Raw genomic sequence first — 17,861 nt, 5'->3', positions numbered from 1 at the left:
ACGAACGGCATGAGGGGGGGCGAATAATGGCAACGGCAGTCGAGCCCGCACCCGCCGCACGCCCGCGCCATGTCGCGATCATCATGGATGGCAATGGCCGCTGGGCGAAGGCGCGGCGGCTGCCGCGGATCGCCGGGCACAAGCAGGGGGTCGAGGCGGTCCGCCGGGTCACCCGCGCCGCGCGCGACCAGCAGATCGAAGTCCTGACGCTCTACGCCTTTTCTTCGGAAAACTGGCGCCGGCCCGAGGACGAAGTCCATGACCTGATGGGCTTGCTCCGCCATTTCCTGCGCGCCGAGCTCGACGATCTGGTGGCCGAGAATGTCCGGCTGCGCGTGATCGGCGATTATCATGCGCTGTCGAACGACCTGGTGGCGCTGATCGAGGGGGCGATCATACGTACCTCGACCAACACCGGCCCGCTGCTGGTGATCGCGCTGAACTACGGCGCGCAAGCCGAGATCGCCGCCGCCGCGCGGCAGCTGGCCGGTGCGGTGCAGGCAGGCGAGATCGGCGTCGAGCATATCGACGAGCAGCGCTTCGCCGCCGCGCTCCAGAGCGGCGACCTGCCACCGGTCGACCTGATGATCCGCACCTCGGGCGAACAACGGCTGTCGAACTTCCTGTTGTGGCAGGCGGCCTATGCCGAACTGCTGTTCGTCGACACGCTGTGGCCCGACTTCGACGGCGATACGCTCGCGCGCGCGATCGACGTCTTCGGGCAGCGCCAGCGCCGCTTCGGTGGTCTGTGACGCTCGACGACGCCGCGCGGCGCAAGGCTGATTTTCGCCAACGCCTGCTGGTCGGCGGCGCGTTGCTCGCGGTCGCGGCGGTGGCGCTCGCGATCGGCGGACTGTTCTTCTGGCTGATCGTCGTGATCGGCGCGATGCTGACGATGTCCGAATGGTCGGACATGTTCAAGGCCGAGGCCAAGGCCAAAAGGACCGGGCAATTCGCCTTGTCGGTGCCGCTGGCGTTGATGGCACCGATCGCCTCGGGTCCGAGCTTCTTCTCGCTGGGCGTGTTGGTGGGCACCGCGGTGTTCGTCGTGATCGCCACAAGGCGCGCCGAACTTGCGCGCGGAATCCTGTATGTCGGGCTGCCGGCGCTGGCGATCTTGTACCTGCGCGGGCGCGACGACGGGCTTTTTCTGTCGTTCTGGGCGATGGGGCTGGTGTGGGCGGCCGATACCGGCGCGTTCTTCGTCGGGCGCTCGGTCGGCGGTCCCAAGCTCGCGCCGTCGATCAGCCCCAACAAGACCTGGTCGGGCTTTGCCGGCGGGGTGCTGCTGGCGGCAGTGATGGGCGGCGTGATGATGGCCTATGGTCTGTCGCCATGGCTGGCCTTGGCGACCCCGGTGCTCGCGATGCTCTCGGCTGCCGGCGACCTGTATGAAAGCTGGTTGAAGCGCCAGGCGGGAATCAAGGATTCGGGGACCTTGCTCCCCGGCCATGGCGGGTTTCTCGATCGGCTCGACGGGCTGGTCCCGGTTGCGCCGGTCGCTGCGCTGCTCGTAGTGCTCACCGAATGGCTGGCATGAAACGCGTAAGCATCCTCGGCGCGACGGGATCGATAGGCACCTCGACGCTCGACTTGGTCGAACGCGAGCCCGAGCGCTTCGAAGTCGTCGCGCTCACCGCCAATTGCGACGTCGATCGGCTCGCCGCGGCGGCGATTCGCACGCGCGCCAAGCTGGCGGTGGTCGCCGACGCCGCCTGCCTGCCCGAGCTTCGCGCGGCGCTAGCGGGCACCGGCACCGCGGTTGCCGGCGGCGCCCAAGCGATTTGCGATGCGGCGCGCGTCGATACCGACTGGACGATGAGCGCGATCGTCGGTTGCGCCGGGCTCGAGCCGACGATGGCGGCGATCGAGGGCGGCGGCGTGGTGGTGATCGCCAACAAGGAGCCGCTGGTATCGGCGGGCGAGGTGATCCTGGCGGCGGCGGCAGCGGCGGGGACGACGCTGCTGCCCGCCGACAGCGAGCATAATGCGATCTTCCAATGCTTCGACCGCGATCGCCCTGAGGGCGTGCGGCGGCTGATCCTCACCGCCAGCGGCGGCCCGTTCCGCGAATGGTCGACCGAGGCGATGCGCGGCGTGACGCGCGAGCAGGCGGTGGCGCATCCCAATTGGACGATGGGCGCCAAAATCTCGGTCGATTCGGCGACGCTGATGAACAAGGGGCTCGAGCTGATCGAGGCGGCGCGGCTGTTCCCGGTGCGCGGCGAGCAGATCGACATCATCGTCCACCCACAATCGGTGATCCATTCGATGGTCGAATATGTCGACGGGTCGATCCTGGCGCAGCTGGGGCCGAGCGACATGCGCGTGCCGATCGCGCACACGCTGGCCTGGCCCGCGCGGATGGCGACGCCGATGGCGCCGCTCGATTTCGTCGCGATGCGCCGGTTCGACTTCGAAGCGCCCGATCCGGTGCGGTTCCCCGCGCTGGCGCTGGCGCGCTCGGCGCTCGAAGCGGGTGGGGCGCGGCCGGCGATCCTCAATGCCGCCAACGAGATTGCGGTCGCGGCATTCCTGGCGCGCCGCATCGGCTTCCTCGAAATTGCCGCAATCGTCGCCGATACGCTTGCCAGCTATGATCCGCCGGCACCCGGCAATGTTGAAGAGGTGCTGACGATCGATGCCGAGGCGCGGCGCATTGCCGGTGCCCGTGTGAGGGATTGCGTCGCTTGATCGAAACCCCCGGCTTCCTGTTCACGCTGGTCGCGTTCATCCTGGTGCTGGGGCCGCTCGTGTTCGTCCACGAGATGGGGCATTATCTCGCCGGGCGCTGGTTCGGGGTGAAGGCCGAGGCTTTCTCGATCGGCTTCGGGCGCGAGATTGCGGGCTTTACCGACAGGCGCGGCACCCGCTGGCAGTTCGGATGGCTGCCCTTGGGCGGCTATGTCCGCTTCGCCGGCGACATGAACCCGGCCAGCCAGCCCGACCCCCAATGGCTCGCCTTGCCCGCCGCCGAGCGCGCGCAGACCTTCCAGGCAAAGCCGCTATACCAGCGCGCGATCATCGTCGCCGCGGGACCGGCAATCAATTTCGCGCTGGCGACCCTGATCCTAGCGGGCTTCGCTTATGCCTATGGCCAGAGCAAGACGCTGCCGGTGATCGGCCTCGTCGCCGAGCAGAGTGCGGCGGCCAATGCCGGGCTGCAGGTGGGCGACCGGATCACCGCGATTGGCGGACGCAGCGTCGAGACTTTCGATGACCTGGCTAGCTATGCGCGGATCCGCCCGCAGGAGCGGGTGCGCGTCGAGTATGTCCGCGGCGATGCGCCTGCGACCACCGACATGCAGATCGGCGTCGTGCGCGAGGAGGACCGGTTCGGCAACCAGTTCGAGCTCGGGCGGATCGGCATCGGGCCGGTGCAGCCGGTGCGCGTTCCGGTGAGCCTGTTAGAGGCACCGCTCATCGGGATCGAGCGGACCGGCGAGATCGTCGGCATGATGGTCGATACGATCGGCCAGATCATCACCGGGCGCCGCTCGATCGACGAACTCGGCGGGCCGCTGCGGATCGCACAGGTCTCGGGCCAGCAAATGTCGCTCGGCATGGTCGAGTATGTCGGACTGATCGCGCTGATCTCGATTAATTTGGGGTTCATCAATCTATTGCCAGTGCCGATGCTCGATGGCGGACATCTACTATTCTATGCAATAGAGGCGGTGCGCAGGCGGCCGGTGAAGCCCGAAGTGTTCGAATGGGCGTTTCGTGGCGGATTGGTGGCGTTGCTTGCGCTGATGTTCTTCGTGACGGTCAATGATCTGGGCGCGTTCGGGGTCTGGCGCAGCCTGGCCGGCTTGATCGGTTGAGCCCGTTGGGGCAGGGGGCGTGGCGATGCCGGTACGCCCGGAACGATATTTTCCAGTATTTCGGGATGGAACGACGGTGACGGCGATCATGGGTAGCAAATATCGCGCACAGGCTGCGGCGGTGCTGTTGGCGGGAACGATGCTGGCGGGCGTCGCCGAAGCGCAGACCGCGCCTTCGACACCGGTGCCGACCCCGGGCCAGGCGGCACCTGCCCCGGCCCCCCAGGTAACGACGCAGGGTGCGCCGCAGACCGCGACTCCCGCGACCGTGGTAGCGCAGCCCGCGCGGACGATCCGCTCGCTTCGCGTGCTGGGATCGCAGCGGATCGAACCCGACACGGTGCTGTCCTACACCAAGCTTCGCGTCGGCGAGCCCTACACCAACGAGACCGTCGATGCCGCGATCAAGGACCTCTACGCCAGCGACCTGATCGCCGAGGCGCAGATCGAGGGCGTCGAGAGCGGCGACCTGATCGTCCGCATCCGCGAGAACCCGGTGATCAACCGCGTGGTGCTCGAGGGCAATCGCCGGCTCAAGAGCGACAAGATCCTCCCCGAGATCAAGCTGGCCCCGCGCCAGATCTTCACCCGCACCGCGGTGCGCGCCGATGTCGGCCGGATCGTCGAGCTATATCGTCGCCAGGGACGCTTCGCCGCGGTGGTCGAGCCCAAGCAGGTCGTGCTCGACCAGAACCGCGTCGATGTGGTGTTCGAGATCGCCGAGGGACCCAAGTCCAAGGTCCGCCAGATCAACATCCTGGGCAACGAGCAGTTCAGCGACAATGCGCTGCGCAAGGAAATGGCGACCAAGCAGGCGCGCTTCTTCCGCTTCTTCAGCTCGGCGACGAGCTACGACCAGGATCGGCTGGCCTATGACCAGCAGAAGCTGCGGCAATATTATCTGACCGAGGGCTATGCCGATTTCCGCGTGATCTCAGCGGTCGCCGAGCTGACCCCCGATAAGGAAGACTTCATCATCACCTATGTGGTGGAGGAGGGCCCGCGCTATAAGTTCGGTGACGTCACCGTCGACAGCGGCATCCGCGACTTCAACGGCGAGCAACTCGCCAAGAGCCTGCAGATCAAGAAGGGCGAATGGTTCAACGCCAAGCTGGTCGAGGATTCGGTGACCTCGCTCAGCGAGGCCGCCGGCCTGTTCGGCTACGCCTTTGCCGATGTCCGCCCCGAATATCAGCGCGACGAAGAGACGCTGACGATGGGGCTGACCTTCAACATCGCCGAGAGCCAGCGGACCTATGTCGAGCGGATCGAGATCACCGGCAATACCCAGACGCAGGACGAGGTGATCCGCCGCGAGATGCGGATCGCCGAGGGCGATGCGTACAACTCGTTCCTGCGCAAGCGCTCGCAGGACCGGATCAATTCGCTCGGCTATTTCCAGGACAAGTTCGAGATCGAGGAGCAGCCGGGATCGACCCCCGATCGTGTCATCCTGACCTCGAACGTCGAGGAACGCTCGACCGGCGAACTGACGCTCTCGGCAGGCTTTTCGAGCCTCGAGCGCTTCATCTTGCAGGGCTCGATCCGCCAGCGCAATTTCCGCGGCAAGGGCCAGGATCTGCGGCTCCAGGTCAATTATTCGAGCTTCTCGAAGTCGATCGAGGCGGGGTTCACCGAACCCTATCTGTTCGACAAGAACATCGCGCTCGGCGGCACCGTGTTCCGCCGCGACTTCAGCAACTTCAACTTCGTGGGCAACGAGCGCAACACCACCTATTCGCAGGTGTCGACGGGCTTCAACATCGTCGCCGGCATCCCGCTGACCGAATATTGGTCGCTGTCGGGACGCTACAATCTGCAGCAGGATGACGTCTCGCTCGACGAAGCGACCTTCTTCAGCAACGGGCAGTGCGACCCGCTGCGCGCTGGGCGCTTCCTTTGCGAACAGCTCGGCAACCGGATCACCTCGCTGGTCGGCGCATCGTTGGTGTATGACAGCCTCAACAGCCGCTTGCGCCCGACCGCTGGCCAGCGCCTGCTGATCGGCGCCGATTTCGCAGGGCTCGGCGGCGACGTCCGCTATGCCCGCGCGCGGATCGACGGCATCAAATATTTCAACATGGGTGGCGGCTTCATCCTGTCGGCTGCGGCGCAGGGCGGCTATATCAAGGCGCTCGAAGACAGCCGCGGTCCCGGGATCGATCCGGTGCGGATCATCGATCGCTTCTACCTTGGCGAACCGCAGTTCCGCGGCTTCGACATTCGCGGCGTCGGCCCGCGCGTCCAGCGTATCCCGTTCACCACCGACGAGGACGGCAACACGATCCTTGTCACCGATCGCGACCAAATCGTCGACGACGCGATCGGCGGCAAGGGCTATTACCTGACCAAGGCCGAGGTCGAGATCCCCTTGGGCTCGGGTGCGCAGGAATTGGGGCTTCGGCCTTCGGTCTATGTGATGGCGGGTGCGTTGTTCAACGTCACGCGGCCGCTGCCGACGATCACCTTCACCCAGGCGACCGATTCGAGCGGCAACCCCGTCTTTAACGTCGACGGTTCGCCCAGCCTGCTGCCCGCGACGACGCCGATCCGGAACAGCGAAGGCGCGCCGCTGTATATCAACACCTTCACCAACAACGGCGTTCCCAGCCAGCGTTCGACGACCTGCGCGACCGGCTATGCCGCCACCGTTGGCGCCGCTTGCGTCGGCACCGAACAGAATAGCGCGGCGGTCAACACCACCACGCCGTTCCTCGAGCGCTTCGTCGGTGATTCGATCAAGCCGCGCATCACCGTGGGTATCGGCGTGAACTGGAACTCGCCCTTCGGTCCGCTCCGGATCGATCTGGCGAAGGACATCATCTCGGTCGACGGCGACGATCCCAAGCTGTTGACCTTCAACGTCGGCGCTGGTTTCTGACCCCCATCATTCTCTTTCGATCAAGGACCCGTATCATGACCATGTTCAAAACCCTGTTACTTGCCGCAGCGCCCGTCGCCATCGCCGCAATGCCCGTTCCTGCCGCCGCGCAGACCGGTGGGATCGCGGTCGCCAACCCCGAGGGCGCGGTTGCGCAGAGCAACGCGTGGCGCACCGCGCAGTCGCAGATCCAGACGACCTATAAGGCGCAGCTCGACCAGGCACAGGCACGCCAGACCGCGCTGCAGAACGAACTGCGCCCGCTGGTGACCGCATTCGAGACCGCGCGTGCGGCACCCAATGCGAACGAAGCAGCGCTTCGCACCCAGGCGACGACGATCCAGCAGCGCGAGCAGGCAGCCAATGCCGAGCTGCAGCGGCTGACCGCACCGGCATCGCGCGCGCGCGCCTATGTCGTCGAGCAGATCAGCGCGCAGCTTCCTGCCGCGGTCAACGCTGCGGTCGCACGCAAGAAGGTCACGCTGCTGCTGCGTCCCGACGCCGCGCTCTACACCCAGCCGTCGAACGACATCACTGCCGACGTGACGACCGAGCTGAACCGCCTGGTCCCCAGCGTGACGATCACGCCGCCCGCCAATTGGCAGCCCGGCCAGCAGGGCCAGGCACCTGCCGCGGCGGCTCCTGCAGCCGCACCTGCTCCTGCCGCCCCCCGGGGCCGATGAGCGAGGCGGCTGAGCCCAAGGCCGCGATCGGCCCGCTCGATATCGGGCGGGTGATGGCGGCGCTGCCGCATCGCTATCCGATGCTGCTGGTCGACCGCGTCGAGGAATTGCTCCCCGACCGGTCGATCCGCGCGATCAAGGCGGTGACGATCAACGAAGGCTTTTTCCAGGGGCATTTCCCAGGGCGGCCGATCATGCCGGGCGTGCTGATCGTCGAGGCGCTCGCGCAGGCCGCGGGTATCCTCGCGGTCGAAAGCCTGGGTCTCGCGGGCTCGGGCAAGCTCGTCTATTTCATGGCGATCGAGGAAGCCAAGTTCCGCAAGCCCGTCGAGCCCGGCGTGCTGCTGACGCTCGAGGTCGAGTTCGTCCAGAAGCGGTCGAGCGTGTGCAAGTTCGCCGGCCGCGCGATGCTGGGTGATCAGGTGGCGGCGACCGCCAACTTCACCGCGATGATCGCCGACCCGCCCAAGCCTGCCTGACGCCCAAGGCCTGAAGATTGCACCAACGGCCCGGCTCTGCTAAGGGCCGCGCCTTCGCTACTGGTCGGAAACCAGCGGCATGACCTCGGAGAATTCGACGTGAAGAAAGATACCCACCCCGACTACCACATGATCAAGGTTCAGATGACCGACGGCACCGTGTTCGAGACTCGCTCGACCTGGGGCAAGGAAGGCGACCTGATGCAGCTGGAAATCGATCCGCTCGCGCATCCGGCATGGACCGGTGGCAACCAGCGCCTGCTCGATGCGGGCGGCCAGGTGGCACGCTTCAACAAGCGTTTCGGTGGCGGGCTTTCGCTTCGCGCCAAGAAGGAAGCCTGACACCAGGCCGCGGCGTCAGGGCGCGCGGGCCCGGCGCGGAGGCAATGCCTTCGCCGCCGCTCGCGCGCCTTGCCGCTCGCGCCACGAATCGCTTTCCACCTAGCGCTAAACGCGCCATGATCCGGCCATAATCGTGGTTGGAGGCTTGGATGGTGGCAGGCATGATCGCGGGAATGGCATTGGCGCTGTTGGCGTCACCCGGTTCCGACGACGATCCACAGCACGCCAAGGTCGCAATGCTTGCATCGGCAGCCACGTCGGGTGCCGCATCGGCGATCGCGCTTTCGCCCGCCACCCCTGAATTCGAACCCATCGAGCGCAGGCGTATCCGCGAAGCCATCGCCGCGTTTCGCGTGACCGGGCGCGAGGCGAGGGTTGCCGAAACATTGCGTATCGCATCGCCCGCCGATGGCGCGCTCGATCCGGTGCCGGGTGACCGCACGCTCGACATCAGCAATCTCGATTATCGCCAGCAACGCCGCGGCGCGCCGAGCGCCGCAGTCGATGCGCGGATGTCGATGCGGCTCGATCCCGGCCAGCGATCCGATCCCGACTTCGCAATGGGGGGCATCGGCGGCGCGCTGATGCGGGTGACCAGCGCGCTCATCGACTGAGTCGGGTTCGGTACCGCCGGTTTTCGGCATCATTCGCTGCTGAGTACCGCCAGCGCTTCGCCCGCGCTGCCCGATTGCAGCGTATCGGCGGTGACGACTACCGTAGTGCCGGGGGTAAGGATTTTTACGAGCGCCTGCCGGAAGCGTTCATCGATGATCACCGGATCGCGATCGTCGCCATCGGCGATCGGCTCATCGAACGCCCCGTCCCAGGGCAGCGCGACGCGCGACCATTTCGGGGTGCCGCTATCTGCCGCCGCCATCGTATAGGCGGTGGTTCTGTCGACAGGGCGCCGCAGGACGATCGGTGCCGAACCGATCGGCTTGCCGTTGCGCAGTACAACCAGCCGTCGATCGGCTGCGCTGACGACGATGGATACCGGCCCCGAGGCAGCGGTGGAATCGAGCCATTGCCACGCGGGCTCGGTGCCTGCTGCGATCTCGGCGCCGCCGGCAGCGAACAGATCGACCGCTGGGGCAACCCGCGGGACGGCGGGGCGATCGGTGATGATCACCGTCATCCCGCGCGTGGTGACGCCGTATAGCAGCCGGGCGAAGGCTGCGGGCAGGCGGATGCAGCCATGCGATGCCGGATAGCCGGGCACCTTACCCGCATGGAGCGCGACTCCGCCCCAGGTGAGCCGCTGCATGAACGGCATCGGCGCGTCGTCGTACAGGTTCGACACGTGATCGACCTTCTTCTGCAGGATCGTGAACACCCCCGTCGGCGTCGCGTTGGCCGGCGTCCCGGTCGATGCGGTCGACACGCCGATGACGACGCCGTTGCGGTAGACATAGGCGCGCTGACGGGCGAGGCTGACGACGATCATCAGCGGGCCGGTGGGCGAAACCTGCGGGGTCCAGATATATTCGCCGGGTTTGAGCCGCGCGACCGCATCGGCGATGGTGAGTGGCGCGTCGGTGACCTGCGGCGCCGTCATCGCGGGCACCGGCAACTCCGCTGCGAGGAGCAAGGCGAGCGCGCCGCCTGTCATCCGGAGGAATCGATCGCGTGCCATTTGCGCACTGTATCGGCCGCAGCGCGCCGGCGAACCGCGGAACATTACCTAGCCGATGCGGACTCGCTGATGCTCGAGAATCGCGCGATTTGCCGCGGGCTTGAGCAGTTCGAGGATCGCGAGCAACACCGCGCCAACCGCCAACGCGACGCCCAGGTCGCTCGCGTGAAGCTGCTCGAAGCGCAGCAGCGTCTGCAGCGGCGCTACGAAGAGGATCAACATCGCCACCGCCACCAGCGTCGCCAACACATACCGCAGCGCCTTGTTCTGCTGGCCGAACATCGCGCGCAACGAGGTGCCGTAGGACCGGTTCACCAAGATCAGCGCGACCATCGAGGCGAGCAGCGCGAAGAAGACGAGCGCGCGCACCTCCTGTTCGGGCATGCCGACCTGGCTTTCGACGACGAACAAGCCCGCCAGCAAGGCGAAGGCGATGCCGCCCTGGGTTACGCTCCAGGCGATCATCGGGAGCGAGAAGAGCCGTTCGCTCGCGGGTCGCGGGGGGCGACGCATGCTGTCCTCCTCGGCGCGCTCGGCCTCGAACACGAGCGCGCAGACCGGATCGATCACCATTTCGAGCAACGCGATGTGGATCGGCCCGAACAGGATCGGCAGCCCGAAGGCTAGCGGCAGCAAGGCGAGGCCGGCGATCGGCACATGGATCGCGAAGATGAACCCCATCGCCTTGCGGATATTGTCGTAGATCCGGCGGCCCAGCCCGATCGCCGAGACGACCGCGGCGAAATCGTCGTTCAGCAGCACGATCGCCGAGGCTTCGCGCGCGACGTCAGTGCCGCGTTTGCCCATCGCGATGCCGATATGCGCCGATTTGAGCGACGGCGCATCGTTGACGCCGTCGCCGGTCATCGCGACGATCTCACCCGCCGCCTTGAAGGCTTCGACGATGCGCAGCTTTTGTTCGGGCATGATCCGCGCGAACACCGCGATTGCAGGCAGCCGGCGGGCGAGGTTGGCATCGTCGATCGCGGCGAGCTGGGCGCCGGTGACGACCTCGCCGCGCGCGATCCCCGCCTGGGTGGCGATCGCGCGCGCGGTGGTGGCATAGTCGCCGGTGATCATCACCACGCGCAGCCCGGCGGCGCGGAAGGCCGACACCGCCTCGGCGATGCCTGGGCGCACCGGATCGGCGAGCCCGATCAGGCCGAGCAGTTCGAAGGCGAAGGCGTGGAGGTCCTCGGGTAGCGCGGTGTCGCTGGCGGTGGCAGATGCGACCGCGAGGACACGAAGCCCGCGCTCGGCCATCGCGTTGACCGCGGCGAGCAGCGCTTCGCGCGCTTCGTAGGGCAGCCGGCAGAGGTCGGCGATCGCCTCGGGGGCGCCCTTGGCGGCGACGGTCGCGGTGCCGTCGCTGGTTCGCCAAACATTGGCCATGGCGAACAGGTCGGGGCGCAGGCCGTAACCATGGATGAGCACGGCGTCGCTGGGGGAGGGCGGCGCCACCGCGGCGATCGCGATTTCCATCGGGTCGACCGGGTGGGGTGCGCTGGCGAGCGTGCCTGTCTTGAGCAGCGCCGCGAACGGTTCGCCCATCGCGATGTCGGGGAGCGGCGTCAGCGTCGAACCGTCGGGCAGCCAAAGCGTGGCGACCGCCATGCGGTTCTCGGTCAGCGTGCCGGTCTTGTCGGTGCACAGGATCGTCGCCGATCCGAGCGTCTCGATCGCCGCGGCGCGCCGGGTCAGCACGCCCGCCTGGCCGATGCGCCAGGCGCCCATCGCCAGGAAGATCGTCAGCACGACGGGAAATTCCTCGGGCAGCATCGCCATGCCGATCGCGATCCCCGCTAGCACGGCGTCGATCCACCCGCCGCGGAGCAGCCCGTAGAGCACGATGACCGCGCCCGCGACCAAGGCGCCGCCGATCGCGCAGATGCGGACGATGTGCGCGGTTTCGATGCGCAGCCGCGGCGCCTCGGTATCGAGGCTTGCGAGCGATTGGCCGATCCGACCGATTTCGGTCGCGGCGCCCGTCGCGGTGACCAGCGCGGTACCGCTGCCGCGCGTCACCATCGACCCCGAATAGACGAAGGGCTGGTCCTCGCCGCCGGGGCGGTGATCGCCGGACGCTGCCGATGCCAGCTTGCCCACCGCGACCGATTCGCCGGTGAGCAGCGATTCATCGACCTGCAGGTCGATCGCCGATTGCAGCACCGCATCGGCGGCGATCCGGTCGCCGGGTTCGAGCAGCAGCAGGTCGCCGCGCACCACTTCGCGGCCGGGAATCGCGAGCTGCTCGCCGTTCCGGACGACACGCGCGCTGGGCGCCGACAGGTCGCGAAGCGCTTCGAGTACATGCTCGGTCCGCGTTTCCTGCACGATCGTGACCACGACCGAAAAGGTCGCGAACGCGAGCAGGATCAGTGCTTCGCCCAGGCTGCCGAGCAAGAGATAGGCGACGCCGCCCGCCAGCAGCAGCGTGAGCATCGGCTCCTTGAGCACGTCGCGGGCGATACGCAGCACCGAACGATTGCCCGTTCGCGGCAGTTCGTTCGGCCCCTCGGCCAGCAGTCGTGCGGCGGCCTCGGCGGACGTGAGGCCCGGCGGCGCAGCGGCAGGGTGTTCGATGACAGCCATAACATTCCCAAGGTGGCTGCAAGGATCGCGCGACCGCGCCGACTCTAGGCCTGGGGCTGGCTGGCGATATGCGGGAAACCACTATGTCGGGATCATGCGCCGGACCGGCGCGTTGAATGTGGCAACCACCGAAGGAACGAGCCTTGACCCATCGAATCGCGATCATCGGCGCGGGCCATGTCGGCGCGACTGCCGCCTATGCGCTGATGCTACGTGCGCTGGTGCGCGAAATCGTGCTGATCGACGCGAATCCTGAGCTGGCCAAGGCCGAAGCCGCCGACTTGGCCGATGCCGATGCCTTGGCACGCCCGGCGCGGATCTGGGCAGGCGATTATGCCGATGCGGGCAGCGCCGCGATCGCGGTGCTCACTGCGGGCGCGGCGACGCATGGCGACGAAAGCCGGTTGTCGGTGGCCTCACGCAGCGCCGCGATCGTCGAGCAATGCGTGGCAGCGCTGATGGAAAACGGCTTCGACGGCATATTGTTGGTCGCAGCGAACCCCGTCGACCTGATGGCGCAGGTTGCGCTGCGGGCGTCGGGGCTGCCGCCCGAACGCGTGATCGGCACCGGCACGCTGCTCGATTCGGCGCGGCTGCGTCAGACGCTCGCCGAAAGGTTCGACGTTGCGCCGTCGGCCGTCGAGGGCTTCGTGCTCGGCGAGCATGGCGACAGTGAAGTCACGGTCTTTTCGACAATCCGTGTCGGCGGCCTGCCGCTCGATGCCTTCGCCGCCGCCGAACCGCCGCTCGATCGCGCCGCAATCGCCACCGAGGTGCGCGAGGCTGGCTATCGTATCGCCACCGGCAAGGGATATACCTCGTTCGGCATCGCCACCGCCATCGTCCGCATCTGCGAAGCGGTGCTGCGCGACGAACGGTCGGTGCTGCCGGTTTCGACGATGCCGGCGGACGATAGCGGATTCGGCGGTACCTATATGAGCTTGCCGTGCCTGGTCGGGGCGGGCGGCATCGAACGCCAGGTCCTGCCCGAACTGACCGACGAAGAGCGGGACGCGCTCAAGCGGTCGTCGAAGGCGCTCGAGGACGCGATGGAGGGGATGAAGCGCGATCCAGCCTGACGGCGCCATGCGGGGTTCTACGCATAGAGTGCGGGCCCGATGCGGTGCACTGGCCCGGTGAAGCCGACGCCATTGTCGTGCAACCCCGGAGAATCGCATGACCCCGCACGGCAACGCAGACCTGGAGACCCGCACGGGGCACCGGTTCCTGGTGCGCACGGTGACCGATCGCGACGAGCCCGCGCTCGCCGAGTTCTTCACCCACGTCACGCCCGAGGACCTGCGGTTCCGCTTCCTGACCGGGCTGGCCGTCGTCGGGCCCGACCGGCTGGCGGCGATGATACGCGTCGATCACTACCAGTCCGAGACCTTCCTAGCCTTCGCCGACGATGGCGTGACGGTGATCGCCGCGGCGATGCTCGCCTGCGACGCAGCGCTCGAGGTCGGCGAAGTCGCGATCAGCATTCGATCGGATTATAAGCAGCGCGGCATCAGCTGGGCGCTGCTCGCGCATGTCGCGCGCTACGCCGAAGCCCGCGGCGTCCAGACGCTCCAATCGATCGAGAGCTACGCCAACCACGCCGCGATCGAGCTCGAACGCGAGATGGGCTTCACCGCACGTGCCTATCCCGGCGATTCCTCGCTGGTGCTGGTCGAGCGCAAGCTGCCGCTTTCCGCCGCGCTCTGACATTCCCCGAAAAGGCTCCCGCATGACCAACACCATCCTTATGCCCAGTCCCCAAGCCCTGCACGACGAGCGGGAGGCGCAACCCCAGATCCATCACATCCCCTCGGGCTTCTCGGATCACTTCGCGCTCGGCTTCACCAAGCTGCTGCGGCTCACCGCCGACACCTTCTTCGCCAAGCGCTACGGCCATCGCGCGATCGTGCTCGAAACCGTCGCGGCGGTGCCCGGGATGGTCGGGGCGATGTTCACGCATCTGACGTGCCTTCGCTGGATGCGCGACGACGAAGGCTGGATCCGCACGCTGATGGAAGAGGCCGAGAACGAGCGGATGCACCTGATGACCTTCATCGAGATCGCCAAGCCGACCTGGTTCGAGCGGATGGTGATCCTTGGGGTGCAGGGGGTGTTCCTGGTCGGCTTTTCGATCCTGTACCTGCTGTCGTCGCGCACCGCGCACCGCGTCGTCGGCTATTTCGAGGAGGAAGCGGTGATCAGCTACACCATGTACCTCAAGGAAATCGACGAAGGCCGCTCGGTCAACGTGCCAGCCCCCGCGATCGCCAAACATTATTGGCAGATGGCCGACGATGCGACGCTGCGCGACGTCGTGCTGGTCGTGCGCGCCGACGAAGCGCATCACCGCGACGTCAACCACGGCTTCGCGAGCCAGCTCGCCGGCGGCACGATCGATGAAACCAAGATCGCACCCTACCCGGTGCACGCGACCGACATCCGGGTGGCCGCCTGACCATCGCGCGGTGCCGATCGACTTGCGATCGGCACCGTGGCGGGGGTTCGCCGGATGCTGCTGGGTCGCTTGTCGGCCTACAAAATCTCGGGGATATCTGGCGATACGAAAATAGACTGTGGGGATGTATGTGGTCTTTGCTCGTTCTCGCCACTCTAACGCAGGGTTCTGGCCGAGCGCCTGTGCCGCCGGCAGCCCACACTACATCTGAAAATGTCGCAACCGAAGACGCTTTCGCGCAACTGTTTCGGATGGTCGGCGCCTGGCGGCCTGCCGACGAGCCGCAGAGCCCGCTTCGCATCCGCTTTTATCTGGTGGCGGGAGATTCCGTTCTTGTCGAAAGCTGGGACGTGCATGGTAAACCGCATTCGCTGACGCTTTACCACCGCGACAGCGGAAGCTTGCTTGCCACCCATTATTGCCCGCAGGGCAACCAGCCGCGCCTGGCGCTGTCAACTCGGGGTGCCGGTCGACTGCATTTCGTGTTTCGCGACGCGACCGACCTTGATCCGGCAAAGGAGTCGCATTTGCATGACCTCTGGTTTGATCTCACCAATCCCGATCGGCCCGTACGTAGCGAGACCTATTCGAGCAAGGACGGCCCAGCAAATCCAGAGCGACTTCAACTCATTCGGTATAGCGGGGAATAGCGCCGGTTATCTCCAAGGGACGGTTTGAAAGCGTGTTTCGCCTGTTGTGATGCACGGAATCTATTTGTCGTACGACGATACCGGACACGTCCGTGTATCAGACCACGGTGGTGGTGCCTCGAAACAGTACCCGCGCCGTGATCGTTGCCCCGAGGTGGCTGGCACTGCCAAAACCACAAGCGAGATACCCTACGGGCTGACGGCAGCTCACGACTTCACCGTTCTGCACGCCCCCGGACGGGGGAAATGGCGGAGAGGGTGGGATTCGAACCCACGGTGAGCTTCCACCCACGGCGGTTTTCAAGACCGCTGCCTTAAACCACTCGGCCACCTCTCCGCATGCCGGCACTCAGCATGCTGGCACGCCCGATTACGCAGGTCGGCGGGTTTTCTGCAAGCCCGTGTTCGCCAAGGGGTTCCAGCACCGGGGGGGAGTGTGCCAATAGTCGGCACCACGGCCGGCGGGGCCGGGGTGGAGCTGTGTAATGCGTATTTTTGGGGCGATCCTTCTGGCCGGCATCGGGCTCGGCGGCTTGGGCAGCGGGGCAGCTGCCCAGGACAATGCGAGCTTTCAGAGCTATCTGGCGACGGTGCGAAGCAAGGCGCTGCGCGAGGGGGTGAGCGATCGCACGCTCAATTCGGTGCTGCCCTCGCTGACGGTGAACCCGCGGGTGATCGAGCTCGATCGCGACCAGCCGGGCAGTTCGAGCCCCAATGCGCCGATCTCCAATTTTGCCCCCTATCGCGCACGTCATGTCGATGCCGCGCGGATCGGACGCGGTCGCAGCGCCTATCGCGGCAACCTGAACACCTTGCGCGCGGTCGAGCAGCGTTATGGCGTGCCCGGATCGATCCTGGTCGCGATCTGGGGGCATGAGACCAATTATGGCGGCTATACCGGCGATTTCGATCTGCCGCGCTCGCTAGCCACGCTCGCCTTCGAGGGACGCCGCCGGCCATTGTTCGAGGGCGAATTCATCGCGCTGCTCAAGATCATCGACCGCGGTGTGCCGCGCGACCGGCTGAAGGGCAGCTGGGCGGGCGCGATGGGCTATCCGCAGTTTCTGCCGTCGGTGTATCTGCGGCTCGCGGTCGACGGCGATGGCGATGGCGACGCCAATATCTGGGCGAACGAAGCCGACGCGCTGGCATCGATCGGCAATTATCTGTCGAACGCCGGCTGGCGGCGCGGCCAGCCCTGGGGCGTCGCGGTGAACGTGCCCGCGGGGCTCGCGCGCGCGCCGCTCGAGACGCGCACCGTCTCGCCGCGCTGCCCGCGAGTATTCGACCGGCACAGCCAATGGCGCACGATCGCCGAATGGCGCGCGCTCGGGGTGACCCCGCAGGGCGGCGCCTTGCCCGCCGACAATGTGCAGGCGACCTTGCTCGAACCCGATGGCCAGGGGCGCACCGCCTTCCTGCTGACGAGCAATTATCGCGTGATCCTCGATTATAATTGTTCGAATTTCTATGCTCTTTCGGTGGGGTTGCTGGCCGATGAAGTCTCGCGCTGAGTTCCTGATCCTCGGCCTGCTGGGCGCTGCGGCGTCGGCGCAGGACGCGCCGCCCGCCGAAGTCGTCGCGGCTTCGGGGCCGCTGGGTACCTCGGGCGAGGTCAAGCGCTACGACGAAGTCGGCGCGGTGGGGCTGGCGAGCGCGCTCGACAGTCCGATCGGTGCCGCCCATGCGACGCTGCCGGTGGGGAGCGTCGCCGAGGTGACCGCGCTCGATACCGGCCGAACGATCCTGGTACCGATCGCGGGGCAGGTACCCGCAGCCGGTCAGGTGATCGCGCTGGCACCGGGCGCGCTTTCGGCGCTTGGCATTGCAGCGCAGGCGGGGGTTCGGGTGCGCAGCGTGACGCCTTCGCCGCAGGATCAGGCGGCGTTGCAGGCGGGGCGTCCCGGGCTGCCGCGGCTCGATGCGCCGCCGGTGCTGCTCAACGGCTTGCGCAAGCAGATGGCCGCGGTGCTACCCGCGCCAACGCCGATGGCGCCGCCCAAGCCTGTTGTTGCCAAGCCAGCTCCCAAGCCCGCATCGCCCCGACCGGTGCCTACGGCACCTGCGCCACCAAATCCCGCTGCCACCGGCACCTGGTTCGTCCAGGTCGCCGCGCTCTCCAGCGAGCCGCGCGCCAGGGCGCTGGCGAGCCAGCTGAACGGCCGCTCGATCGCCGCAGGCCGCTTCTGGCGCGTCCAGCTCGGGCCGTTCCCCGATGCCGCCGCCGCCAATTCGGCACGCGCGCGCGCGGCCAGAAGCGGCTATCGCGACGCCACCGTCTTTCGTTCGAAATGATCCTCAAGCCACCAGGGTTCGTGTTTT

Annotated in this window: 17 protein-coding genes and 1 tRNA gene; 15 read left to right on the top strand and 3 right to left on the bottom strand. The window is 66.8% G+C overall.

Features of this window, described 5'->3' with window-relative positions; genetic code table 11:
- Positions 1 to 26 precede the first annotated feature (26 nt).
- The 9 genes from OKW76_RS02905 (at position 27) to OKW76_RS02865 (ending at position 8,823) form a co-directional block, all read left to right on the top strand.
- On the top strand, positions 27 to 752 hold the full coding sequence (locus tag OKW76_RS02905; RefSeq protein WP_265550984.1) for an isoprenyl transferase: 726 nt from the start codon (positions 27 to 29) through the stop codon (positions 750 to 752).
- Entirely contained in the window at positions 749 to 1,540 is a 792-nt protein-coding gene (locus tag OKW76_RS02900; RefSeq protein ID WP_265550982.1) for a phosphatidate cytidylyltransferase, read from the top strand. Before OKW76_RS02905 ends, OKW76_RS02900 begins: the two co-directional genes overlap by 4 nt.
- On the top strand, positions 1,537 to 2,694 hold the full coding sequence (locus OKW76_RS02895; protein WP_265550980.1) for a 1-deoxy-D-xylulose-5-phosphate reductoisomerase: 1,158 nt from the start codon (positions 1,537 to 1,539) through the stop codon (positions 2,692 to 2,694). The genes OKW76_RS02900 and OKW76_RS02895 overlap by 4 nt, the downstream gene beginning before the upstream one ends.
- Positions 2,691 to 3,824 carry an RIP metalloprotease RseP gene (rseP, locus tag OKW76_RS02890; RefSeq protein WP_265550978.1) on the top strand — a complete coding sequence of 378 codons (1,134 nt, stop codon included), beginning with the start codon at positions 2,691 to 2,693 and terminating at the stop codon, positions 3,822 to 3,824. Before OKW76_RS02895 ends, rseP begins: the two co-directional genes overlap by 4 nt.
- Positions 3,825 to 3,912: 88 nt before the next feature.
- Positions 3,913 to 6,705, top strand: a complete 2,793-nt coding sequence (bamA, locus tag OKW76_RS02885; protein WP_265552739.1) for an outer membrane protein assembly factor BamA — start codon at positions 3,913 to 3,915, stop codon at positions 6,703 to 6,705.
- A 35-nt stretch (positions 6,706 to 6,740) separates the two neighbouring features.
- Positions 6,741 to 7,388, top strand: a complete 648-nt coding sequence (locus OKW76_RS02880) for an OmpH family outer membrane protein (RefSeq protein ID WP_265550976.1) — start codon at positions 6,741 to 6,743, stop codon at positions 7,386 to 7,388.
- A complete protein-coding gene (gene fabZ / locus OKW76_RS02875) occupies positions 7,385 to 7,867 on the top strand; it encodes a 3-hydroxyacyl-ACP dehydratase FabZ (RefSeq protein ID WP_265550974.1) in 483 nt (160 codons plus the stop codon). The genes OKW76_RS02880 and fabZ overlap by 4 nt, the downstream gene beginning before the upstream one ends.
- Positions 7,868 to 7,966: 99 nt before the next feature.
- Positions 7,967 to 8,209 carry a 50S ribosomal protein L31 gene (gene rpmE, locus OKW76_RS02870; protein WP_256507273.1) on the top strand — a complete coding sequence of 81 codons (243 nt, stop codon included), beginning with the start codon at positions 7,967 to 7,969 and terminating at the stop codon, positions 8,207 to 8,209.
- A gap of 149 nt (positions 8,210 to 8,358) precedes the next feature.
- Positions 8,359 to 8,823: a hypothetical protein gene (locus OKW76_RS02865; RefSeq protein WP_265550971.1), complete on the top strand. Its 465-nt coding sequence runs from the start codon at positions 8,359 to 8,361 to the stop codon at positions 8,821 to 8,823.
- A gap of 29 nt (positions 8,824 to 8,852) precedes the next feature.
- Here the strand turns inward: OKW76_RS02865 and OKW76_RS02860 are convergent, their stop codons facing one another.
- Positions 8,853 to 9,842, bottom strand: a complete 990-nt coding sequence (locus OKW76_RS02860; protein ID WP_265550968.1) for a L,D-transpeptidase — start codon at positions 9,840 to 9,842, stop codon at positions 8,853 to 8,855.
- 48 nt (positions 9,843 to 9,890) lie between these two features.
- Positions 9,891 to 12,434 (bottom strand): cation-translocating P-type ATPase, encoded by a 2,544-nt coding sequence (locus OKW76_RS02855; RefSeq protein ID WP_265550967.1) that lies wholly within the window; start codon positions 12,432 to 12,434, stop codon positions 9,891 to 9,893.
- A 143-nt stretch (positions 12,435 to 12,577) separates the two neighbouring features.
- On the opposite strand from OKW76_RS02855, the gene OKW76_RS02850 reads away from it, so the two are divergent.
- The 4 genes from OKW76_RS02850 (at position 12,578) to OKW76_RS02835 (ending at position 15,539) form a co-directional block, all read left to right on the top strand.
- A complete protein-coding gene (locus OKW76_RS02850; RefSeq protein ID WP_265550965.1) occupies positions 12,578 to 13,513 on the top strand; it encodes an L-lactate dehydrogenase in 936 nt (311 codons plus the stop codon).
- A 97-nt stretch (positions 13,514 to 13,610) separates the two neighbouring features.
- The gene (locus tag OKW76_RS02845; protein ID WP_265550964.1) at positions 13,611 to 14,141 is read left to right on the top strand and encodes a GNAT family N-acetyltransferase; all 531 of its coding nucleotides are present in this window, start codon (positions 13,611 to 13,613) and stop codon (positions 14,139 to 14,141) included.
- Positions 14,142 to 14,181: 40 nt separating this feature from the next.
- A complete protein-coding gene (locus OKW76_RS02840) occupies positions 14,182 to 14,889 on the top strand; it encodes an alternative oxidase (protein ID WP_265552737.1) in 708 nt (235 codons plus the stop codon).
- Between the two features lie 251 nt (positions 14,890 to 15,140).
- Positions 15,141 to 15,539: a hypothetical protein gene (locus OKW76_RS02835; RefSeq protein ID WP_265550962.1), complete on the top strand. Its 399-nt coding sequence runs from the start codon at positions 15,141 to 15,143 to the stop codon at positions 15,537 to 15,539.
- A 247-nt stretch (positions 15,540 to 15,786) separates the two neighbouring features.
- Here the strand turns inward: OKW76_RS02835 and OKW76_RS02830 are convergent.
- A tRNA-Ser gene (locus OKW76_RS02830) sits at positions 15,787 to 15,876 on the bottom strand.
- Between the two features lie 148 nt (positions 15,877 to 16,024).
- On the opposite strand from OKW76_RS02830, the gene OKW76_RS02825 reads away from it, so the two are divergent.
- The gene (locus OKW76_RS02825; RefSeq protein ID WP_265550960.1) at positions 16,025 to 17,053 is read left to right on the top strand and encodes a lytic murein transglycosylase; all 1,029 of its coding nucleotides are present in this window, start codon (positions 16,025 to 16,027) and stop codon (positions 17,051 to 17,053) included.
- A complete protein-coding gene (locus tag OKW76_RS02820) occupies positions 17,037 to 17,834 on the top strand; it encodes an SPOR domain-containing protein (protein WP_265550958.1) in 798 nt (265 codons plus the stop codon). Before OKW76_RS02825 ends, OKW76_RS02820 begins: the two co-directional genes overlap by 17 nt.
- Positions 17,835 to 17,861 lie beyond the last annotated feature (27 nt).

The organism is Sphingomonas sp. S1-29, assembly GCF_026167545.1.
In the GTDB taxonomy this organism is placed as follows: domain Bacteria; phylum Pseudomonadota; class Alphaproteobacteria; order Sphingomonadales; family Sphingomonadaceae; genus Sphingomonas.
This window is presented reverse-complemented; position numbering and strand designations above follow the sequence as displayed.